Below are 22167 nucleotides of genomic sequence, written 5' to 3'. Positions count from 1 at the left end.
CACAATAGATAACGGAACAACAGTTTGACTCACACCACTAAGGACTCCAAACCATGAAGAATATCCGTAAGGTACTGGCAGTTACCTCTATCGTCTCAGCTCTTACCCTCGGCTTTTCGCCTGCGCATGCTACTACTTTGCCGCAGGATATTGAGGATACCCACGCTTCCTCTGCCTCAGCATCTAGCATGTCTCCTACTTTCTTTCATTGGCTTTGCAAGTCAGGAATATGTAACTAACCCTCATACATTTCGAGGTAGCACTGCACGAGGGTTGATAGCATAAACCCATGACGACGAGCCTCACTAGTGTTTCCAGTAAGAAGTGGTTTCCCCTTGGCCCTTACCTGAGGGCGCTGCTTATCTGCCTGGTATTTATTTTTATTGCGGTCGATTTATCTTCGGGAGTCTATGAAAATACAGATACGCAGAATCGTGTATGGGCTGTTGCAATTGCTTATCTGCCCGTTTTTTTGATGGGATTCGGGCTCATGCCCGGCATTTATGGCTGGTATTTTTCTCTTGCCAACATCACGGTACTTTATAACGATTCCAGTTTCGTCTGGGCTGGGTTCTCATCGGCGTCAATTCTGGTACCTGTGTATTGCGCTTACCTGGCTACAAAACGTCAGGTCGTGGCATTCGGTATTGTCCTGTGTGTTTTTGTTGTGTATCCGGGTTGGGGTTCAAATACATTGGATACTCAGTTCATAACAACCTCATTAGCAGTTTTTTCATACATCACAGGGCTAGTACTCAGAAGGTTCCGGCTTCAACGGGAAAGAGACCAGCAGAAGATTATCTCCGTCCAGGAAGCCCAGCTCCAGGCACGGAATGAGGAACGCACCCGCCTTGCCTATGAACTGCATGATATTGTCGCTCACGAGGTCACTGTTATTGCTATGCAGGCTCGGCGTGCGCAGTTTGTTAAGGACCCAGAGAGCACCGCCGCTATCCTGACTGGGATCGGGAACTCTGCGAGCCAGGCGCTCGAGGACCTCCGCAAACTAGTGACTGTCCTTAAATCCGAGAAAAATGACTCACTGAACGCCGAGCTACCCAGCGCTCCCCAGGCGGAAGAGAATTTGCTGCTGGGCGACGCCTCTCTTTCAGGGGAAACCACATCGGCTCTAGCCCTGACTTACGATTTACATAAAATATCTGATGCCCTAGAAAATGCAGGCTTTACTGTTACGCTGACCGCTGATGGGGATGTAAGCCTTATTCCTTTGGTATCTCGACAGGCGCTAAGACGTACAGCTCGTGAGATAGGGACCAATGTTCTCAAGCATGGTTCCCCTGAGGGATCTGTAAAAATTGACCTCACAGTGGGTCAGCGTAACGTCACGCTATCCTCAGAGAACGTCATCTCTCATAACGAACCCGTTTCTTCATCTTTGACCGGGTTAGAATCATTGAAGGCTAGGTTTCATGATTTGGGTGGAACATCGTCTTATCAAAATGACCACGGTGTGTGGAAGATTCAGGTGAGCCTTCCCCTGCCTAAAACAGTGACCAAAGCTTTTTAAGCTGCCGCTCTAGCTTGTACAGACAGTGAAGGAACCATTGATGGTTAAAGTCCTCCTCGTAGATGATGAATCCCTTATTCGTAATATTTTGAAGGATTATCTTTCCTCCGATGAAAGCCTGGAAGTGGTGGGGGAAGCTTCAAATGGCAAGCTGGCAATTTCACAGGCAAGGGCCCTACAGCCAGATGTAATTTTGATGGATATGCAGATGCCTCTGATGGACGGTGTCGAGGCAACCCAGTATATTCATCATTCTTTCCCCAACATACGAATATTGGGGCTGAGCACCTTTGCAACTGATCGCTATGTTGTTGAACTCTTGCGGGCAGGTGCCTCGGGGTACTTGGTAAAGGACTCCCGCCCCGAAGAGGTCACCAGCGCAATCCACACCGTTCATGACGGAGGATCAATACTGTCCCCCGAGGTTACCCGCTATGTGGTGCAAGGGCTTGAGCAGTCAGTTCCTGCCGAAATTTCTCCCGACGAAGAACTCATGTCAGTTCTTACCGCGAAAGAAATAGAGGTCATTGAGCTTCTCGCGCGCGGTCTAAATAATAAAGAGATGGCCGCAGAACTTTTCGTTACTGAATCCACCATTAAAGCGCGTTTTGTGAAAATTATGGAAAAAATGCAGGTGCGCGATAGGGTTCAGATTCTAGTTAAAGCTATTGAATACAACCTAATCAACCTAAAAACCTGGTAACCCATAGCTTTGCTATTTTTAGCCGAGATCGATTCCTAGCACAGCCCCGATAGGGTAGACGAGTCCAGCAAAGGCTGGGGCAAGATCTTCCAAGCTAAGGCTGTCGATGCGGTGCATATCTAGCAAAGCGTCAACACCCCAACCCATCACGCTGTACTGCGCTAAGAATCTCGCTAAATCGTCGGGTGCCAGATGCGAGCGGCTAAGATTGCTGAACGCAAATTTTTTGACCTGCTCAAATTCCGTCTCGCTATAAGTTTCAGGAATATTGACGATAGCTTGCGCCACGCTCCCTAGAATTTCTAATGTCTCTTTGCTTTCATCGTTGTCTCCGCTGAAGCTCCAGATGATGTGTGGTTTGCCTTCAATCAATGCGCGCATCGGCTGAAGGTTAATCCCGGCAGGTAGCCATGATGCTACGAGAGGATTCGCTGGGTTCATAAGCAAACACATGGCCACAAAGGTTTCAAGGCTCCCCGCCTTGGTTGCTGGCTCCGGGCCTGTGATAATGATGTGCTCTGTTGAGCCCTGCTGGTAGCGCTGGAGGTTAGCGGTCACTTCCGCTACCTGAAATGCAGAGGGTTCAGCAGGCTCGGGAAAGCTCTGAACCACAGTTTCAGGAGCAACAATAGCCACTGTAGCTTGAGCACTGGCAGTCTCAGCCTTTTCATCGAGAGTTTGCATAAAGTACTGCACCCAAGCCTGTGCATTTGCTGGGCTGAGCACAAAGGACGCTGACCCCGCCTGCTGATCATTGTCCTGCTTAGTCAGTAGCGGCTGGTTACCAACACTTTGGTTGGTCTGCTCTGTCGCTGCTGTCACGGCTTCTGCATAGTTTTTGCTAGCGGTAGCAGGCCAGCCGATAGTTATAAAAGTATGCTCTGACCTGTGATCACTAGTAGCAACGAGAGTGTAATTCTTTGGGGTAAACATAGTGGTATTCCTCTTAGAGGTTAGTGCCAATTACTAAGGACGCGAGGACCTGGTTTTCAAGGGTAACGGCAGCCTCGTTGGCTAGCTCTCGTACAGCGTCCAACTGTTCTTCTACGCCACGGAGGCGGTCTGTCAAGGCAGGGATGTAGTGGGGATCGCGTCGAATAACAGCATCACGAGCCATCACGCGCGAGACCTTCTGATCGTTAGAAGTGTTGCTTTCCAGTCGAAGTATTGCCCGCTGGGCAGCACGTTTCATAGCGCTATCCGGGGCTGTTTTGACTGAACTAAACCGATCGGCAGGGTCAAGCGGGACGTTGGTATCATCAACCAGAACAAACAGGTCATCGTAAGGGGTATCAGCAACCCCAAAGATACCTGCGCTGGCATCCAAGGCTCGCACACCCGACAGGGTTTCTGCCACCAGCAAGGTACCTAGTAAGAGGGAGCTGATTGTATCTGTATCGACAGTGCGGGTCACTGAAATCCTTCGTGAACCCCACTCTACAGGCTGCTCCAAATAGTTGGTGACACTCTGTTGAATAGACTGCCCAGCGCCTTTCCTCTGACTTATTTTTACCAAAGAACCACTGTTTTCTGGGCAAGCCAACCCTAGTTTAGCTAGAGCGCCTTCAACATAGCTGAATACTTGTTCAGCAGGCAGGGGACTAAGAATGACTAGAGCAGATTCATGCAGCTGGTAATAACGCCGATGGATGTCGATGAGGGCGGCAGTGCTGGCTCGGTCTCGGAGATCCAGGTCGCCGCTACCATCATGCCCGTTGGCATAATCAAACCAGAACTGTCCGGTAAGGTGCGGCCATGGGAGGACTCCGCCGGGTGCTTTAGCTAACCTGTTAGAACGTTCGGTGGCTACCGCTTGAATCTGGTCGTCAAGCTGATGGAGCTTGAATGCAGGAAAAAATACCTGTTCCAGGAGTCGTTGTAGCGAGGTTTCCAGGTAAAACGGGCTGCCTGTCTCGTAGAACTCAGTGTAGTCCATATGCGTATTACCGCCGAGGATACCTCCCTCACCTGAAATAGCGGCCGCCCTCTGAACGGCGGTTGAACCATGAGAATCCTGATAAATCATATGTTCAATGAGGTGGAAGAACCCTTCTTGACCAGGTTCCTCATCCCGCATACCAGCAGGTACTGCCAAACTGATGGAAAAGTTAGCTGCTTTTTGATCGTGGATAGCGATAACGCGTAATCCTTCGATCATCAGCTCTTCACACCCGTGGCTACCCAGGGATGTACGGCTAAAACTCATAAGAAGTTACCTTCCTTTCGTACCTATCGATCAAGGTAGTTAGTGGCCAAGCCGATGAGAAGCTGGGCGGCTTGAAGATTTGCCCCCGCATAATGATGCCAGTCATAAGCATGATGAATGAGACGGAAGGCGATAGCCGAATTTAAATTATTTTCCGTAAAGTCCCCATACCCAGTAAGAAACCCTTGCTGAAGATCGGTTAGTTTCAGTCGTAGGTTGGGGTAGAAAGCATACAGTTCAGCGAACTCCCCTAGAACCCACCCAATGTCATATTCTGGCAAGGCGTAACCAACATCTTCACTGGCTAGTAGCACTCCGGTGACCTGGTCAGCAGAAATAAGCCAGTTAATAAAGCCGGCATTTCCGTGGGAGACTGCTAGGTTTTCACCCCTTGTGACAGCTTCGATCCACTGCCTCAGCTTTTCAAAATGTTCGGTAGCTAGAACTTTTGTGAGATGTTCCCAGCCTTCTTCATTCAACCAGTGGTACGAGCGCACCGCAGTCCGAGGCATACAGGAAGTGGGCGGCGCCTCCCCCAGGACCGGTAGCTGGTGCATTTCCCGCAACGCGGAGCCCCAAGCCCTTCCTATCGTTCGGTAGTCCAAGCTATCTTGCACTTCTGTTTCGATTAGATAGTTATAGAGCGGGGTGTGCTTAGCCAGTAGGTAGAAACGTTCCTGGATGTTTCCCCGGCCCCAGACCAGAGCTGACGCTTGCTTCTCTTGGGGTTCGAGAACTGCGGAACTGAAGGGCAGGGGCGCTGACTCGCCTAAAGTGTGAACCAGTCCTTCCTGCCCACCGGCAGACCACTTTTCTGTTATCAAAAGACCGGTAGCTGACACCGTAGTTCGTCCGGATTGACGGGGGGCCGTCTCGGTGAGGGTCATGCTGCCCTCTCATAGGCTGAGTCTAGGCGAGCTGCTCGATGCTCCTCGATCGTTCGGAGCACGGAAACAAAGTTTGGGGGAACCCAGGCCAACGCCGTATCACTTGACTCGCTAGGGCCCGGGACTGGATCGATGACTAGGTAATTGGAAGGCTGACGAAGTTTCCTCAGCACCTCTTGAATTGCAGGATGTTTTATTGACCGAGGGGGGAAGGAGGGAGCTATACAGACCTGTGCCTCTGTGGCGACTGCGGCCAAAAGAGAGGGGGAGTCGGTGATTCCATGAGCTAGACGGGATGCGTAGTCCAAGGTTGCCGGGTAAATTAGGATGAGGTCTGCCCACTCTGCTAAATCGATATGTTCAGCAATGATTTCGTCCGTCCAGGTATCATTTTGAATACGAGAACGTGAACTTGATTCGATACCGTGCCTCGTCACGAAACGGTATGCAGATTCGCGCATGATGATGCGGAACTCTACCTGTGGCATAGTCTTTCGTGCCCATTCAATCCAATAAGGCATCACCTGGGTTACTGCTGACCCTGTGAGTACTAACGCTACTTTCGAGTATCCAAAGCTAGGTAGAGAGAAATCTTCTTGCTGCGTGTCCGTAGTGGTTCGTGTTGTTGTCATAGGATTCCTCTAACTGGTAGAGTGGATTTTGTTTATAGATAGTTGCGGTGCTGGAATTTTGATGTGAGGTTAAAATTCCAGCACCGCTCTTTTATTAATTCGGTTATGAAATACGCAGAATAAAAGGACTTCTAAGTACTCATCAGCAGATGGTCTAAAGTTTTTGTCAAAATATTTCTGCGCATATTGTGACTAACCCTCTATTTATTAGCAACCAGCGGTCAAGGTCAGCCCGATAACAACGCCTGCGCAGAAGGGGCTGGTTGCGGGTGCGTCAGAAGCTGCATCTGAGCCCAGTTCTGCTGAGGTTGCGAAAGCAGTATGTGCATCTGCCAGTTCCATGAGGTTTACGTTCTGAGCCATAATCGGTTCTCCTTAGATAAAAATAATTAGGTGTTACTTACGACAGCAAGTCCTAATATAAAAATTTTGTTTATAGTTAGTTGCGGTGCTGGATATTTCATGAAAAATGAAAATTCCGACCACCATTTCTTTGATATATTTTGCGAGTTACTTTGCAACGTCTCTACGCATTATTTGTGCTGCGAGGAAAATTGCAAATAGCTACTTATAATTTTCTAGCAGCCAGCACCCAGAGTTGCGCCAACGATGATTCCGACGCAGACGGGGCTGGTTGCGGGTGCGTCAGAAGCTGCATCTGAGCCCAGTTCTGCTGAGGTTGCGAAAGCAGTATGTGCATCTGCCAGTTCCATGAGGTTTACGTTCTGAGCCATAATCGGTTCTCCTTAGATAAAAATAATTAGGTGTTACTTACGACAGCAAGTCCTAATATAAAAATTTTGTTTATAGTTAGTTGCGGTGCTGGATATTTCATGAAAAATGAAAATTCCGACCACCATTTCTTTGATATATTTTGCGAGTTACTTTGCAACGTCTCTACGCATTATTTGTGCTGCGAGGAAAATTGCAAATAGCTACTTATAATTTTCTAGCAGCCAGCACCCAAAGTTACTCCGCCAATAAATATAGTCACGCATAGAGGTGAAGTTGCAGGAGCTTCAGAGGCAGCATCTGCCCCCAGCTCTGCTGAGGTAGTAAAAGCAGTATGTGCATCTGCCAGTTCCATAAGGTTTACATTCTGAGCCATGATGGTCTCACTTTCTTTTTGTTGTGTTATTAGTTGTGCCCCAGGGGGCCGCAGGGCAAGACTATATAAGTTATAGTTCTTACCTGCTTACTCATACGCTGTTGAAGGCAGGGAAACCTGCGTCAATTCCAGCGCTGAGAGTCTCTTGATTCCAGCACTCTTGCAGAGTCTGGTGAGTATGTGCAGCATTCAATAAAGCATCTACAAGCACCCTTGATCGATGTTGACCAAAGCTGAGGCCCTGATAGGAAGACCGTGCATCATTCGGCTCTGCCGCAATAGCTATATTGTGGCCGACCTGCTGAGTAAAGAGGGAGTGAACGTGGTTATCGGTGGCTGTTGTAATCACTTCAAGCTCATTCAAAGCAGCTATGACGCAGTCACGGTCCTCATCTGCTATGTAAACTACAATCCCATCAGAACGAGGGTAGGATGCTCTAGCTGATAAAGCCTTCACCTGGTAGTTCACATCCAGACGGTCTAAGGTCTCTAAGGTGCTTTTCCACGCTTCTAGAGCTTTTTCAGCAGTTTCGCATCCGATATACAGACGGACTATGCTAGCGTGACTCGTGACGTGGAGGGGCTCTTCACTTAGGGCTAGCAGGTAGCCTGGGGTCGTATTTCTACGCCAACTGGGAAGGGTAACTCTTACTTTTCCAGGCAGATTCGTGTTTTCTACAAGATGGTTAGGAAAACTAACCTTGAGACCCATCATTTGAACTCTGGTGAGCTCTCCTTCTATGGAACTATCCAATAAATCTGCAAGTTGATAGTGGTTTTGGTGAGGAATGCAGTCGATGAGATCTTGGGATAAGTCTTGAACGTCATGAGGGCTGCCCCCACTCACCTTCGGATTTTGAAGGTGGAAATGAGCATATATCAAGGCAGCCAACTGTGATTGAAGCTCAAGCAAACTGGTCGCTTGGAGGTCTTCCCCATCAATGCTGGCTCTCAGGCGAGACAGGTCAATATCAACACGTTGCTGCACCTCAGTCACGCTTTCTGCAAACCCAGGAAACCTGGTTTCAGTAGCTAAGGTCATTTCTTTTCACTCCTTTCAAATCCTAAGGTTTGTGCATATTTCTGGGGGTTTAGAAGAATTTGACGCCCAATACCCGCAGCCGCTCTTTCAATTCCCGGTAATTTAGCAACCGAAGAAGCTCTAGCAATTGTTCGATCAATCAGATGCCAGCCTAAAAAGGCAACGGACCGTAAAGCTAAAGCCTGATGGTCATCAGCATGCCGTTCTTGACAGTATGCTTCCCACATCGCTTGGATGTTAGGAACCAGATGCCCCATGCGTTCTGCAATCCGCTGATTCGCAGATTCCTCGCTGAACTGCTGAGGAGGCTGTTCTGCTCCACCGCGAGTAGTTACGGTGTCAAGTACACCTCGGTAAATCCATTCGCCTGCAAAGGTTCCAAGATCCCGAGCAGGATCCCCTACACCAAATTCTTCCCAGTCCAGCAGATGGAGTTGGTTTTGATGCATCTGGTATTGGTCCAGTCGAAGGTCACCGTGCACAGGTGAAACACTATGATCTCCTTCAGCGGCTTTTAGCGCCGCTACGCAATCTACTAACTCTTGATCCTGCTGGAGCTTACTCCACAGAGAAATTTCAGCTAGAGAAAAGTCGGTCAAGCGTTGGTACGAAATTCCTTGCTTGAGCATCTGCACAGGTGGGGAGGGAGGGGTTATCTCTTTCAAGTTTTCCGTTGGCCCTGCATGGAGCTTAGCTAAAGAGCTACCCACTTGCTGCGAAAAACTATCAGGAACAGTCTCGTCAACAAGAAGCTTCGCTAGACTCTCGCCACTGCAATATTCAAAGGCAAGTAAACCGGATGAACGGTGAGAAGCTAGTAGCTTTGGTGAGTTCGGCACATCCGTTGAATTATTGTCAGCAAACTTCGCGAAATTAACCGAACGATCAAACGCATGAGGACCAGCAATAGTCTTATCTACCTGTTTGAGAAAAACCTTTTCGCCACCATCAAAGGTCAGAACCCATGACTTGTTGCGCCCCCGAAAACTGGGGCTAGAAACTGATTTCACCCTGCCGTAATGATCTTCAGGAAACAGCTCCTGCACATGCTGTCTAACATCTGAATCAAGTTCAGTAGTTTTCTGGGCTGAACTATGGTGTGTGCTCATCGTTGTCCTCTTTCCATCGGGTAGGTTGGTTAGCCCCACCCACTAGTAAAGTTCTATCGACTTAGAAAAAGAGGGTTACTACCGCATAGCCTACGCCGCCGCCAACCAAGGCCAGCGCCAGGCTACGAGCCCAGCGGCCAACCGCTGAGGTGCCCTTGGGGGTAGTGGAGTAGGTGGTCTCGTTCTCGTGAGCAGTCATGTTATTTTCCCTTTCAATGATGGTGGGCTAGTAGCCCTTTAAGATGAATCAGGCAGAGAGCCCGATGTTAAGCCCCATTGTCTGAGGCAAATGATTGTTGCAGTGAAACCTTAGAGCCGGTTCGTAAAGCGTTGTTGCTGTATACACGGGTTGCCACCCAGAACAGCAGCGGAATAGTTACCCCAGCGATACTGGCGGCGGTCACCATTTCCCAGGTCTGCACGCCGTCCAGACCAAAGCGAATAGGCATCAGGTAGGAAGAGAAAAGCGGGACGAATGACAGCCCCTTAAGCCAAGCCTCTTCAAGATAGGTGGGTGTCAGGTACAGGGTGACCACCAGCAGAACCATCTGCAAAACCGACAGCGGCATCACTGCGGCACTCAAGTCCTCCTGCCGGGAGACTGTTGACGCCAGAATCGTGTTCATGGTTGCAAAGATGATGTAGCCCAGCAAGAACCATACAAGGAACCACAAGAGGGCTGCGCCTACTTCAAGCTCTAGCAGTGACCACCCGTCCACCAGGGTGAAACCCAGCAGACCAGTGCCGCCAATAAGAAGTAGCTGAACCAGCGTTATCGCGCCGATACCAATCATCTTTCCTGCCAACAGAGGTACAACACCGATTTTGGTGAGGAGGATTTCGACGACCCTCGATGACTTCTCTTCAACAACACCAGAGGTTAGGCTCTGGGATGAGTACACCAGAGAGCTGAGCAAAGCACTCACCATCGCTGTGGCAAAGAGCAGGCGGGTATCCAGCTGAAAGCTAGCATCCCCCATTTTCTCCCTCAAGAACCAACCACCAACACCTGCGCCAATGCCCACAGTCAGGGCAAGCAGTCCGGTGGCTAACAGGATGGTCTTATTCTTGGTGCGGGTAAGAACCTCACGTCGAATGACGATTAACATTTCACGGTAAGCAGTGCTCACTGATTTTTCACCTACTTCATGCTGGGTAGTCTGCTGGGTCATGCCTTTAGCTTTCATCGTGTCTGACCTGCCGATTCAAGCTCTGCCTCACGGTCAGGGGTGATACCGCGACCCGACGAAATAAAATCCTGCGATAGGAGTGCGCCCAAGGACCGTTGCACAGGCTCAATACTGCGCAGCCCTCCAAATCGTGCGGCAATTTCTAGTACGTCCTGGGGAACGGTTGCATCCCGTCCATCAACTGTGATGAAAACTGATGATTGGTTGCTCATCTTGAATTCGATATGGAAGGAGGCAACCAATGACAGTTCGGCAACAAATTCTCCAGCTGGGCGGTCAAACTTTAGTTCCCATCGGGTCTGATCAGTATCTTGCAGCTCAGAGACAGCACCGTCTGCCATCACCCTGCCGCGATCAAGTACGCAGACACGGTCACACAGGCGCTCGACAAGCTCCAGCTGATGCGATGAAAACAGGATGCCCACGCCCTGAGCTGCCTGTTGCTGGATAAGACCAGCCATCGTATCTACAGCTAGAGGGTCAAGCCCTGAGAAGGGTTCATCAAGCACCAGCAATTCTGGGTTACCGACTAGGGAAACAGCTAGCTGAACTCGCTGTTGGTTACCTAGCGACAGGTCTTGGATGAGGGTTTTCTCTCGACCAGATAGGCCCAGTGTAGCGATAAGTTCGTCAGCTTTTTCCTTCGCCTGCCCCAGGGTTTTCCCTTCAAGTAGAGCAAAGTGAACAATCTGATCTTGGACACTCATCTGGGGGTACAGGCCCCGCTCTTCCGGCATGTAACCGATCGACCTGCGATTCTCGGTTGAGATAGGCTCCCCGTCCCAGGTGATATACCCGCCGGTGGGGTTAAGCATTCCTAGAATGAGTCGCATGGTGGTGGTTTTACCTGCGCCGTTGCCACCGATGAAACCAACAATTTCACCGCGGCGGACGCCAAAATCTACATCCTGCAGCACCTTGTGGTCACCGAAGCTGCGGCTAATCCCGTGAAGTTTGAGACCGTTCATTGCGCACCTCGCTTTTCTTTCTCTTGCGCCTTCACTAAAGACTCTAGTGAGGCGTTAGAGCTTGCCACATATACTTTCGTACAGTTCTGGAGTAGACGATAGTTCACACATTTGCGTGTTCGCCGCCACATCTGCAATAATTGTTGAACAATCTTGGGTGGTTTTACTCGGGTTGCTTTCCTTTACAGCCGGCACACCACAAGGGGGCGCATGCACTCGATTTCCCACACGTCCCGCGCGGTTAAACGCTTCGGCGCACTCGCAGTGCTGGTCGACTGCACCACCCTTGAAGCAGCCCTGCACGTGCATGCCCACCTGATCGAACGCCCTGCCGCTGGGCAAGTAGAACTGGTGCCTGCTGCCCAGACCGTGCTGGTTCGCTTCAACACCGCTGAACAAGCTGACGCTTTCATGGCGGCCCCTGACCTACCCGCCACCAGCGGCGATGTGCGTACCCACGGGCAAACCGCCACCATCGATGTAGTCTATGACGGCCAGGACGTCACCGAGGTTGCTTCCCTGCTGGGCATTAGCCAGGAGGCAGTGGTCTACGCCCACACCACCGGCCACTGGTCAGTAGCTTTTGCCGGGTTTGCCCCGGGCTTCTTCTATCTGCACCGCCACGACAACGTGCTGGACGTACCCCGCCGCACCACCCCGCGCACCGCCGTCCCCGCCGGTTCAGTGGGTCTTGCCGGTGATTTCTCCGGCATTTACCCCCGCACCTCCCCCGGCGGCTGGCAGCTTATCGGACATACGGATGCACCCCTCTGGGATCTGGGCCGGGAAACACCTGCCCTGCTAGAACCCGGTTTGCAGGTGCAATTCCGGGCAGTGCGGGAGCTGGTGCAGGTGCCTGAGCAAAGCCCCGAGCAGGGCACTGCCCCCAGCGCAGATAGTTTCAGTAACGGTGCCCCCACCCTGCCCCCGGTGCTCACCGTCAACTCCCCCGGTGCGCTAACTCTCTTTCAGGACCCCGGCCGTAAGGGCCTAACCCACTGGGGTGTCTCCCCCTCCGGTTTTGCCGACCCTGCCGCCGCCAAAGAGGCTAACCGACTGGTCGGTAATTTACCGGGTGCTACGGTGCTCGAAAATCTGGCGGGCGGGCTGGTCCTCACCTCACTAGAAGATACCGTGCTGGCACTGACCGGTGCCAAGGTTACCGCGACCATCAGCCAGCCTGAGGGCACCCAGCCGGACGTCGGTGAGCAAGCAGAAGACCCCGAGCCCTTCACTCCCCTAGTCGCTCGCGCCTACGCTCCCTTTGCTCTGAAGGCCGGGCAGAAGCTGACCCTCTCCTCTGTTAAGCAGGGTCTGCGGGTCTACCTGGCGGTGCGCGGTGGGTTTGCCGCTCCGTTTGAAGCTGCTAGTAGCTCCCGCGATACTCTGGCGTCCCTGGGCGCAGACCCCCTTACAGCCGGGGATCAGTTGCAGCTGGCGTCTCTGCCGACCAGCGTGGTGGGCAACCCTGCCCCGTCTCTACCCCTTCCGGTAGCGGGTGAAACGCTGGAGATTCGGGTCATCCCGGGGCCTCGTGATGACTGGTTTACCGCCGATTCCCTGGCACGTTTTGGCCAGCTCACTTGGCAGGTGAGTGAGGCCAGCGATCGTATCGGTGTGCGTCTACTACCCGCCGAGACCCCCGATACCCAGACCCCGCTGACCCGCGCCATCACGGGAGAGCTACCCAGCGAAGGCATGGTTCCCGGTGCCATCCAGGTGCCACCTAGCGGTGAACCGGTGGTCTTCCTTGCCGACCACCCAGTGACCGGCGGCTACCCCGTCATCGCTACAGTGCACCCGGCTGACCTACGGCTTCTCGCTCAGTCACCATCGCAAACCCTCATCCGTTTCGTCACCGAGATGCCCCAAGAGCCCATCGAAATTACACCTCAGACCCTTGCCCTCCCCATCACGAAAGTGCAAAAACATGCGTAAAGTTCTCATTGCTAACCGCGGCGAAATTGCCGTGCGAATCATTGGTGCCTGCGCCCAGTCGGGCATCGGATCAGTGGCTATCTACGCCGACTCAGATGCTGAAGCTCTACACGTTGCCCTGGCTGATGAGGCCTACGCGCTAGAGGGTTCAACGCCCACAGAGACCTACCTGAACATTGAGAAGATTATGGGTATTGCCCTGGCATCCGGCGCCACCGATGTGCACCCCGGCTACGGCTTCCTGGCTGAAAACGCCACCTTTGCGCGCGCCGTGCTGGACGCCGGGCTTACCTGGGTGGGCCCCGCCCCCGAAACCATCGAAGCACTGGGCGATAAGGTCAAGGCTCGTGAACTGGCTCAGTCGGTGGGCGCCCCGCTAGCACCGGGCTCGGACGGGCCGGTTGCCAGCGCTGCAGAAGCTCGCACTTTTGCCGAAGAACACGGCCTGCCCTCCATCATCAAGGCAGCCCACGGCGGTGGCGGGCGCGGCATGCGCATTGTGCGTGAATTGGATGAGGTTGAGGGCGCTTTTGAGTCTGCCTCCCGCGAGGCTCTTGCAGCCTTTGGCAACGGCGAATGCTTCATTGAACGCTTCCTAGAGCGCCCCCGCCACGTTGAAGCCCAGGTTGCCGCAGATACCCACGGCAACGTCGTAGTCATCGGCACCCGCGACTGTTCCCTGCAGCGTCGCAACCAGAAACTGGTGGAAGAAGCCCCCGCCCCCTTCATCACACAAGGGCAGCAGCAAAGCATCGAACGGGCGTCCGCAGAGATTTTCCGGGCAGCTGGCTATGTTGGTGTGGGCACGGCTGAGTTCATGATTGCTGTGGACGGCACCGTCTCTTTCCTAGAGGTCAATACCCGCATTCAGGTGGAGCACCCCGTGACCGAAGAGGTGACCGGCGTGGATCTGGTGGCCCTACAGCTGCTGATTGCCGCTGGCGAGCCCCTGCCCCTCACCGAAACCCCGCAGCCCACCGGCCATGCTTTTGAATTCCGCATCAATGCAGAGGATTCCGCCCGCGGCTTCCTGCCCGCGGCCGGCGTCATTTCATCCATTACCGTGCCCTCTGGCCCCGGTATCCGTTGGGACGCCGGGGTGCGCCCCGGTTCCGTGGTGAGCGGCGATTTTGATTCCATGCTGGCTAAGCTGATCGTCACCGGGGTAACCCGCGAGCAGGCACTGGCGCGGGCGCGCTTTGCCCTCAAGCAGCTGGATATCGCCGGGGTAGCCACCGTGATTCCCTTTGACCGTCAGGTTCTTGAGGCACCAGCTTTCACCGCGCAGAGCGGAGAGTTCGGGGTGTACACCACCTGGATTGAGGACGAGTTCCTGCCCGGTCTTGACGGTGAACAGCAACCCTACCGACAGCCCCTGCTGCCCGTGGGTGCTACCAGCTTCCCCGGCACCGGGCTCACCAGATTCACCCTTGAAATCGATGGTCGGCCTCGCCAGGTTGGCGTGCCAGACACCGTCTTTACCTCCCTGGGTAGTGCAGGTGGCAGCGCGGCGTCCGCCCCGGAAACTGACGCTAAAGTCAGCGTTGCAGCTCCCATGAGCGGGTCAGTACTGCGCTACGTGGTTCAGGTGGGCGATGAGGTAGAAGCCGGGGCGCAGGTTGCCCTGCTCGAGGCTATGAAGACCGAGGTACCTGTCTTTGCTGAAACCGCTGGCACTGTCAGCGAGATTCTGGTGGACGCCGGGCAACGGGTCAACGCCGGGGAGCAGCTCTTACGTTTCTAGACTCTGAATTTTGGGCAGACTTAGTTCCATCGGTGCACAACTAGCACCCACCCAATGGGACTAAGCCTGTCCAAAAATGAAGGAAACTGCCGGCACCTGTAATGTTTCAGATATGAACCCCGAAACTGCAACCCTAGAAATACTTCCCTCACTAGAGCAAATAGCCCAGCAGCGCCCCGAGCATGCTCGCTCCACCGAGTGGGCTGCCAGTGTTTTGCGTACCGGCATGAATAATGGAGTGCTGGTTCCTGGCGCTAAACTCGGCGAACAGCACCTTGCGGGCGTCCTGGACGTCTCACGCAACACCCTGCGTCAAGCGTTCATGGTGCTCGAGGAACAGAACCTCGTGGAACGCATCCCCAATCGTGGGGTTTTTGTGCCCTCGCCGGGCGGTGAGCAGATTAAGGAAATGTTCACGATGCGCTGGGCTATTCAGGCAGCCGCCATTGATGTGGCACCTGTAGGTGAAATCGCTGAGGCGCGGGCAGCCCTGACCCAGGGGCGGCAGGCCCGTGAGCGTGGTTCGGCGCTGGGCATGGCGTCCTCCAACCAAGAGTTTCACCGCGCCCTGGTAGATGCTGCGGAGTCCACTCGGCTTAGTAGCGCTATGGAAAGTGTGCTGGCTGAGATGCGCCTGCTCTTCTTTTCCCAGAGGACGGTGCCCGGTTTCCATGCCGCTTTTATTCAGAAGAACGCCCACCTACTGGAGCTTGTAGAAAAGGGCGAGCGCGAGGAGGCCACAGCCTACTTGCGCAGCTATCTGTGGGAGTCACGCGACTTTTTCACCGGTCAGCTCTAACACACCGTGGGGCACAGGCGATTTCCCAGTGAGAGGAAGAGCTTTCCCACCTACGCAAAAAGGCCCTCTATCACGAGGGCCTTTTGCTTATTCTGGAGCAGGTCTTGGGGGTGCTTAGCCTGCCCAGAGTTTGGCGATGCCGCTGAGGGACATAACTCCCAAGTAAATGGTGAGTAGCCAAGACGCCCAGCCAATAATGATTAGCCACAGCGGGTACTTGTACCCTTTGAGCAGGCTCTTGGCCAAGAAGGTTGCTACGAACATCAGTACGCCGAAACCAACGGGCAGGATGAGACCATTGACCGCGCCGGCCACAATGAGCAGGGTGGCAGGTGCCTTACCAGCAATAATGAAGACAATGGTTGATATGACGATGAAGCCAATGGTCAGACCGTTTTTCATAGCAACGCTGGTCTTTGAGCTGGTGAGGAAGGACACCGAGGTAAAGGCGGCGCCGATGACGGAGGAAATGGCTGCACCCCACAAGATAAGGCCAAAGAGGCGCGTGCCCACCTCACCGGCGGCAACGCCGAACGCTTGCCCTGCGATGGATGATTCGGTGTCCAGCTGAACACCGGTTGCCACGACACCCAAGATGGCGAGAAAGAGCAGGAAGCGCATGATGCCGGTGATGATGATGCCGGTGACCGAGGAGCGGGAGATGTCCTTGACGTACTCGGGACCCGAAATTCCTGCGTCCAGCATGCGGTGGGCACCTGCGTAGGTGATGTAGCCACCCACGGTGCCGCCAACTAAGGTGGTGATAATGGTGAAGTCGATCTCTTCGGGTAGGACACTCTGCTTGAGGGCCTCACCCACGGGAGGGTTAGAGACGATAGCTACGTAGAGGGTTGCTGCAATCATAATGACGCCCAGGACTACCACGATGCGGTCCAGTGCCACACCCGCACGTTTTGAGATGAAGACGCCAATCGCCAGTAGAGCGGTGATGATACCGCCAATTTTTGGGTCAAGACCCAGCATAGAGTTCATACCGAGACCGCCGCCAGCAACGTTGCCCACGTTAAAGACAAATCCGCCCAGCGCCACCAGAATGGCGAGGAAAATGCCTAGGCCGGGGATGACCGAGTTAGCGAGTTCTTGAGCTTTCATGCCTGAGACGCCGATGATGCGCCAGACGTTGAGCTGCACCGCGATGTCAATGATGATGGAAATCAGGATGGCAAATGCAAAGGCAGCACCCAGCGTGTAGGTGAACTGGCCGGTTTGGGTGATGAATCCGGGACCAATGGCACTGGTGGCCATGAGGAACAGGGAGCCAAGTAGCGCTGTGCGGCGCCCTTGAGCTGCCTGGTCTTTGGGGGTGACGAGGGCGTCTGCCATGGGTGTCTCCTTGGAAAATAGGGGCGCGCTGTGAGGAGCCCCTGAGGCAAAGCGCGCTACATCATAGACATAGGTTACACCCCAATTGTTGAACAATCATAGAAAAGGTCATTCGCACCTCAAAAAAGTTCACCGTGTGCCGGTTAAACAGGGGGAATCTCAATGGACATTTGCGTTAAACCAGACCAGGTCAGACCCAAACACTGCCTCACAAGCTGACTAAGTGCCGCAGAAGCTAGTAAAGAAGTGGGAGCGGGCTGGCGCAGTTTCCAAATCCTCTAGACCGGGACGGCGGGTGAAGGGCTGACGCACGGCATCCAGCAGGCGCAGTATCGGGACGGTATCGCCGCCTTCTGCCGCCCGCAGAGCCGCCTCCAGGTGCAGATTGCGCGGAATATAGACAGGGTTAGCAGTCTGCATGAGACCCGCGGCGCGATCCGGGGCTGTGCCAGTGTCTTGGCGCAGGGCGGCAAGGTCAGCCAACCAGTCTTCCATCACCTCAGAGGTTGGTAGTAGCTCCACTAACTGGTTGGGAGCGTCCGTCAACATTCTGAAGAAGCCGGTGAAGTCCAGGGTGTACTCATCGAGCAGGTCTAAGGTGCGGTCAATAAAGACGACCAGCCGTTCATAGGGGGCACCAGCACCATCCTCTACAGTAACGCCTAGCTTGGCAGCAAAAATTCTGGTGCGGGCGTCCTCGTAGATTTCTTCAAAATGCGCGAGTGCGTCAGTTGCCAGGTGGACGGCGCGGTTGGGATCCGCAGAGTCAATAAGGTCTAGTAGGCTTTCGGCAAAGCGGGCCAGGTTCCACTGGGTGATGCCGGGCTGGTTGCGGTAAGCGTAGCGGCCGCCCCGGTCAATGGAACTATAGACTGCCTCGTGCGAGAAGCCGTCAATGAAAGCGCAGGGGCCGAAGTCGATGGCCTGGCCGCTGATACTCACATTGTCGGTATTAAGCACGCCGTGCACAAACCCCAGACCCATCCACTGGGCTACTAGGTGAGCCTGATGCTCAGCCACTAGTTGTAGCAGGGTCAGCGCCAGATTATCACCGGGTGTCATCTCCGGATAGTGGCGAGATAAAGCATAGCCAGCCAGCTCTATACGCTGGTCAGATCCTATATTCATATGGGCGTACTGAAAGGTGCCGACTCGCAGGTGACTGTCTGCTACACGCACCAGGATGCCGGCAGGCTCGGGTAAAGGTGAGCGCCGGCGCACTGTTTCACCGGTTTCCAGGACGGCCAGTGCTCGGCCAGTAGGTACACCTAGGGCGTGCAGGGCCTCACCGATGACCGCTTCGCGCCAGACCGCTGAGAGGGGAGCTTTACCATCTGATCCGGGGCGGGAGAAAGGGGTGAGCCCGCTGCCTTTGAGGTGGATGTCTACTCGCTTTTCGGAGGTGGTGACTTCACCCAGTAGGTGGGCGCGCCCGTCCCCGAGTATCGGGGAGAGGTGCCCGAATTGGTGGCCTGAGTAGGCGAGGGCTGAGGTTTTTCCATCAGCACCTGTCAGCCAGCGCAGGCCGTCTGCACTCGCTAGCCAGGTGGCGTCTAACCCCAGTTCGGCAGCTAAGTCTTCGTTAACCCAGAGCACCGTGGTTGCGGCGGGAACCTCCGGCTCAGCAGGAGTAGCAAGCTCGGGGAATGTGCTGGTGTAGATATGTTCTAGATTCATGGCTGCGCTTTTCTGGTGGGGACTCTTCCCACCAATCTATTAGGTTAACGCTGATAACTTAATCCCTGTTAACGCGGGACGAGACCTGCCTACGATAAAATATGACAGCTAATATCGTCAAAGGAGCACCCCATGATTTTTATCGTTGTGAAATTTCAGGTTAAAAACGGCGACCGCGAAGGCTTTCTAGCCGCCGCCCGCGACTTCACCGAAGGCACCCGCGCTGAGCCCGGTAACAAGTGGTACGAGTGGTCACTGAGCGTTGAAAACCCCAATGAGGTTGTACTCGTTGAGGCTTTCGATGATGATGCCGCAGGTGCGCACGTGAATTCAGACCACTTCGCTAAAGGTATGGAGAGTCTGCGCCCCTGGTTGATTGCTACCCCCAAGATCATTTCCCGCCAGATTGATGGGGACGATTGGGGCGAGATGGGCGAGCTGAAAATCGACTAAAACCGGTCGCTGGCCTACTCTATAGCCCGAGGGCACCTCTCTTTGCAGTTGAATTAACTACAATGGGAGGTGCCCACCTTTTTATGAACTGACTCTAACTTTTGTTATAGCACCGGGGAGCCCCATGACTTTGCCTGACTCGACCTCTCACACTGCGCACGATGAGCACCTTGAAGCTGACCACACGTCCGTTTCACTGGCAGTCTCCACCGTTATTCTGGCGCTGCGCCGCAAAGAGGGGCAGCAGCACCACTCACTATGGCTACCGCTGGTGCGCCGTTTGCGGGAACCCTATAAGGGTCAGTGGGCACTACCAGGTGGACCCCTCTTACCCGCCCTTTCTCTAGAAGAAGCGGCAGGCTCCACTCTCAAACGCGCTACCGGCTTGGTACCCGGCTACCTTGAGCAGCTCTACGCTTTTGGCGACGTCCACCGCACCCCCGATTACAAGGTCATGCGCGAGGGCGGCTCTCTGCCTATCCCAGCTAGAGAGGACACCCACCAGCGCGTCGTGTCAGTGATTTACTGGGCTTCGATTCCCCAGACCGAGGTCAACCGCACCCGGGTCCACGCAAACATTAAATGGTTCCCCATCGACGAGCTACCCGTACTGGCTTTTGACCACAACGAAATCATTGAGTACGCCCGCTACCGCCTGCAGAATAAGGTGGAATACTCGCGTATCGCCCATTCCTTCCTGGGTGAAGAATTCACGCTAGCGCAGTTGCGTGAGGTCTATGAGGCTATTCTTGACCGCCCGCTTGACCCCGCAAATTTCCGCCGCCAGATCGCGGCGTCCAAGTCGATTATTGATACCGGTAAGCGGGTAGAGGGCACCCGCCACCGCCCACCGCGTCTCTACCGTTACGACCACTCACGCGCTTTCGCTGATCAGGGCCCGCTGGGCATGTACCGCGAGGCTGCCTACCACGCCCAAAATCATGAGGTATGAGCGCCACGGTAGTTTCAGTAGAGACCGGTTACGTTGAGGTCGCCGTGTATGCCGGTAAAGCTACGCCCGTTCGCCCTGGCTCCTAAATAGCTTGAACAGAAAAGGACGCTGGGCCCCACCCTTCCATGCAGAAGGTGCGGGGCCCAGCGTCCTTTAGTATTCCTGAGGGTTTATGCCTCGGGAATGATCAGACCCTTGGTCTGTGATACTGCGCGGCCGAAGCGTGCTGCAACGTCTGCCCAGTTCACGATGTTCCAGAAGGCCTTAACGTAGTCACCCTTGACGTTCTGGTAGTCCAGGTAGAAGGCGTGCTCCCACATATCCAGCTGCAGAACGGGAATCAGGGCTACGGAGATGTTGCCCTGCTGATCGTAGAGCTGCTCGATAACGAGGCGCTTACCCACGGTGTCCCACGCCAGGATTGCCCAGCCGGAACCCTGGATGGTCAGTGCTACGTTTTCAAAGTGGGCGCGGAAGCCGTCGAATGAACCGAAGTTGTCATCGATTGCTGCTGCCAGTTCACCTTCGGGCTTGTCGCCGCCCTCAGGGGAAAGGTTTTCCCAGAAGACAGAGTGGTTAGTGTGACCACCCAGGTTGAAGGCGAGATCCTTGGAGAGCTTACCGATGTTGGCGAAGTCGCCCTTTTCGCGGGCTTCTTCCATCTTTTCAAGAGCGGTGTTTGCGCCGCCTACGTAGGTTGCGTGGTGCTTTGAGTGGTGCAATTCCATGATGCGAGCTGAGATGTGGGGCTCGAGGGCTGCATAGTCGTAGGAGAGTTCAGGGAGAACGTACTTCTCTGCCATGAGGGGTATTCCTTTCGTTGTAAGACCCAGCGTTGGGTCTTTCTGGTGTCAACTCTACACACTTTGGGTGGGGGCGGTCACGAGACTTTACGCGCAAAGACACCTGTTCAGCGGTTAGCTAACACGAGTATTCACTGCAGGTTTCGCACGGCACGAGATACCTCAGCGATATCCTGCGGGGTGGTACGACAGCATCCTCCGATGAGTCGGGCACCGGCCTCTACCCAGACCGAGGTGTTAAGGGCGAAGGACGCCCCCGCCCCAGCAGGGTGCCAGGTTTTAGTAGCGGGATCGTAGGATTCACCTGAGTTAGGGTAGGCCACCAGTGGTTTTTCGGTCAGTGAGCGCAGGTGATTCAGGGCTGGTTCAACCAGCTGCTGGGCGAGACAGTTGACGCCAAGGGCTAGAACCTGATCTGCTGTATTGAGGGCGGAGATCAGTTCTGCCAGGGGTGTCCCATCTGCCAAATGATGTGGGTCTTTCACTGAGAAGGAAAACCAGGCTTGGGATTCTGGGAACTCATCGGCTAGTAGTCCTACCAACGCATGGGTCTCATCTGCGTTAGGCATGGTTTCAAAGGCAAAACAGTCAGCACCCGCGGCATCCGCTAAGGCTATGCGCTGTCGGTGGAATTCACGGTACGTGGCGTCCGGCAAATTGTAGGCGCCGGTGTACTCACTACCGTCGGCCAGGTAGGCACCATAGGGCCCAATGCTTGCTGCAACTGCTACCTTCGCTCCGGGGTGTCGTTCCATGTAGCGGTCCCGTTCTGTGACAGCTATATGAACTGCCTTCTTCACAACGTTCTCACTCTCTTGGGCAGTAAAACCGTGAGCAAGGAAGGCTGATACATTTGCCTGGTAGGTATTGGTAATGGCCAGGTTGGCACCAGCTTCAAAGTAATTCCGGTGTACCTGCGCCACCGCTTCGGGGTGAGTGAGCAGGGCTGTTGCTGACCAGAGGTCGTTTGCAGTATCAACCCCCAGTTTTTCTAGTTCTGTTGCCATAGCTCCATCCACCACTAAAGGTGCGGTGGCGGCAAGTAAGGTGCTGAGGCGTTGTGTTGCCATGATGTCCTATGGGT

General features: G+C 54.1%; 23 protein-coding genes. 7 read left to right on the top strand and 16 right to left on the bottom strand.

Annotated elements, in window-relative coordinates:
- Window positions 1-289 precede the first annotated feature (289 nt).
- Window positions 290-1528: a sensor histidine kinase gene (locus tag VVR27_RS05800; RefSeq protein ID WP_368547518.1), complete on the top strand. Its 1239-nt coding sequence runs from the start codon at window positions 290-292 to the stop codon at window positions 1526-1528.
- A 40-nt stretch (window positions 1529-1568) separates the two neighbouring features.
- A complete protein-coding gene (locus tag VVR27_RS05795; protein ID WP_368547517.1) occupies window positions 1569-2231 on the top strand; it encodes a response regulator in 663 nt (220 codons plus the stop codon).
- 18 nt (window positions 2232-2249) lie between these two features.
- On the opposite strand, the gene VVR27_RS05790 is transcribed toward VVR27_RS05795, so the two are convergent.
- The 12 genes from VVR27_RS05790 to VVR27_RS05735 form a co-directional block, all read right to left on the bottom strand.
- Entirely contained in the window at window positions 2250-3164 is a 915-nt protein-coding gene (locus VVR27_RS05790) for a hypothetical protein (RefSeq protein ID WP_368547516.1), read from the bottom strand.
- 13 nt (window positions 3165-3177) lie between these two features.
- Window positions 3178-4437 carry a M16 family metallopeptidase gene (locus VVR27_RS05785; protein WP_368547515.1) on the bottom strand — a complete coding sequence of 420 codons (1260 nt, stop codon included), beginning with the start codon at window positions 4435-4437 and terminating at the stop codon, window positions 3178-3180.
- Window positions 4438-4460: 23 nt separating this feature from the next.
- A complete protein-coding gene (locus VVR27_RS05780; RefSeq protein WP_368547514.1) occupies window positions 4461-5324 on the bottom strand; it encodes a phosphotransferase in 864 nt (287 codons plus the stop codon).
- Window positions 5321-5956, bottom strand: coding sequence for a flavoprotein (locus tag VVR27_RS05775; RefSeq protein WP_345446521.1), 636 nt, complete (start codon window positions 5954-5956; stop codon window positions 5321-5323). Before VVR27_RS05775 ends, VVR27_RS05780 begins: the two co-directional genes overlap by 4 nt.
- A gap of 207 nt (window positions 5957-6163) precedes the next feature.
- Entirely contained in the window at window positions 6164-6319 is a 156-nt protein-coding gene (locus tag VVR27_RS05770; protein ID WP_368547512.1) for a hypothetical protein, read from the bottom strand.
- Between the two features lie 215 nt (window positions 6320-6534).
- Window positions 6535-6690 carry a hypothetical protein gene (locus VVR27_RS05765; protein ID WP_237204377.1) on the bottom strand — a complete coding sequence of 52 codons (156 nt, stop codon included), beginning with the start codon at window positions 6688-6690 and terminating at the stop codon, window positions 6535-6537.
- A gap of 215 nt (window positions 6691-6905) precedes the next feature.
- Window positions 6906-7064, bottom strand: coding sequence for an LxmA leader domain family RiPP (locus VVR27_RS05760; RefSeq protein ID WP_237203156.1), 159 nt, complete (start codon window positions 7062-7064; stop codon window positions 6906-6908).
- Window positions 7065-7155: 91 nt separating this feature from the next.
- A complete protein-coding gene (locus VVR27_RS05755; RefSeq protein WP_368547511.1) occupies window positions 7156-8106 on the bottom strand; it encodes a T3SS effector HopA1 family protein in 951 nt (316 codons plus the stop codon).
- Complete coding sequence (gene lxmK / locus VVR27_RS05750) at window positions 8103-9215, bottom strand: class V lanthionine synthetase subunit LxmK (RefSeq protein ID WP_368547510.1); 1113 nt, start codon at window positions 9213-9215, stop codon at window positions 8103-8105. Before lxmK ends, VVR27_RS05755 begins: the two co-directional genes overlap by 4 nt.
- Before the next feature lie 61 nt (window positions 9216-9276).
- Complete coding sequence (locus tag VVR27_RS05745; RefSeq protein ID WP_237203153.1) at window positions 9277-9414, bottom strand: hypothetical protein; 138 nt, start codon at window positions 9412-9414, stop codon at window positions 9277-9279.
- 67 nt (window positions 9415-9481) lie between these two features.
- Entirely contained in the window at window positions 9482-10387 is a 906-nt protein-coding gene (locus VVR27_RS05740; protein ID WP_237203152.1) for an ABC transporter permease, read from the bottom strand.
- Between the two features lie 11 nt (window positions 10388-10398).
- Window positions 10399-11373, bottom strand: coding sequence for an ABC transporter ATP-binding protein (locus VVR27_RS05735; protein WP_368547508.1), 975 nt, complete (start codon window positions 11371-11373; stop codon window positions 10399-10401).
- A gap of 210 nt (window positions 11374-11583) precedes the next feature.
- Here VVR27_RS05735 and VVR27_RS05730 point away from each other — a divergent pair, with 210 nt between their 5' ends.
- The 3 genes from VVR27_RS05730 (at window position 11584) to VVR27_RS05720 (ending at window position 15854) form a co-directional block, all read left to right on the top strand.
- Entirely contained in the window at window positions 11584-13311 is a 1728-nt protein-coding gene (locus tag VVR27_RS05730; RefSeq protein ID WP_368547507.1) for a carboxyltransferase domain-containing protein, read from the top strand.
- On the top strand, window positions 13304-15055 hold the full coding sequence (locus VVR27_RS05725) for a biotin carboxylase N-terminal domain-containing protein (protein WP_368547506.1): 1752 nt from the start codon (window positions 13304-13306) through the stop codon (window positions 15053-15055). Before VVR27_RS05730 ends, VVR27_RS05725 begins: the two co-directional genes overlap by 8 nt.
- A gap of 112 nt (window positions 15056-15167) precedes the next feature.
- A complete protein-coding gene (locus VVR27_RS05720) occupies window positions 15168-15854 on the top strand; it encodes a GntR family transcriptional regulator (RefSeq protein WP_368547505.1) in 687 nt (228 codons plus the stop codon).
- 114 nt (window positions 15855-15968) lie between these two features.
- Here the strand turns inward: VVR27_RS05720 and VVR27_RS05715 are convergent, their stop codons facing one another.
- Both VVR27_RS05715 and VVR27_RS05710 read right to left on the bottom strand, forming a co-directional pair.
- Window positions 15969-17198 carry an NRAMP family divalent metal transporter gene (locus VVR27_RS05715; protein WP_368547504.1) on the bottom strand — a complete coding sequence of 410 codons (1230 nt, stop codon included), beginning with the start codon at window positions 17196-17198 and terminating at the stop codon, window positions 15969-15971.
- 219 nt (window positions 17199-17417) lie between these two features.
- The gene (locus VVR27_RS05710; protein ID WP_368547503.1) at window positions 17418-18875 is read right to left on the bottom strand and encodes a YdiU family protein; all 1458 of its coding nucleotides are present in this window, start codon (window positions 18873-18875) and stop codon (window positions 17418-17420) included.
- Window positions 18876-19007: 132 nt separating this feature from the next.
- Here VVR27_RS05710 and VVR27_RS05705 point away from each other — a divergent pair, with 132 nt between their 5' ends.
- Window positions 19008-19328 carry a putative quinol monooxygenase gene (locus VVR27_RS05705; RefSeq protein WP_251380403.1) on the top strand — a complete coding sequence of 107 codons (321 nt, stop codon included), beginning with the start codon at window positions 19008-19010 and terminating at the stop codon, window positions 19326-19328.
- A 124-nt stretch (window positions 19329-19452) separates the two neighbouring features.
- Window positions 19453-20280 carry an NrtR DNA-binding winged helix domain-containing protein gene (locus tag VVR27_RS05700; RefSeq protein ID WP_368547502.1) on the top strand — a complete coding sequence of 276 codons (828 nt, stop codon included), beginning with the start codon at window positions 19453-19455 and terminating at the stop codon, window positions 20278-20280.
- A 170-nt stretch (window positions 20281-20450) separates the two neighbouring features.
- On the opposite strand, the gene VVR27_RS05695 is transcribed toward VVR27_RS05700, so the two are convergent.
- Both VVR27_RS05695 and mmuM read right to left on the bottom strand, forming a co-directional pair.
- Window positions 20451-21083, bottom strand: a complete 633-nt coding sequence (locus tag VVR27_RS05695; protein ID WP_368547501.1) for a superoxide dismutase — start codon at window positions 21081-21083, stop codon at window positions 20451-20453.
- A gap of 131 nt (window positions 21084-21214) precedes the next feature.
- A complete protein-coding gene (gene mmuM / locus VVR27_RS05690) occupies window positions 21215-22153 on the bottom strand; it encodes a homocysteine S-methyltransferase (RefSeq protein WP_368547500.1) in 939 nt (312 codons plus the stop codon).
- Window positions 22154-22167: the final 14 nt, after the last annotated feature.

Origin of the sequence: Rothia sp. LK2492 (assembly GCF_040946345.1) — a bacterium.
Lineage (GTDB): Bacteria > Actinomycetota > Actinomycetes > Actinomycetales > Micrococcaceae > Rothia > Rothia endophytica.
Note: the sequence above shows the minus strand (reverse complement) of the source record. Positions and strands in the feature narration are given on the sequence as shown.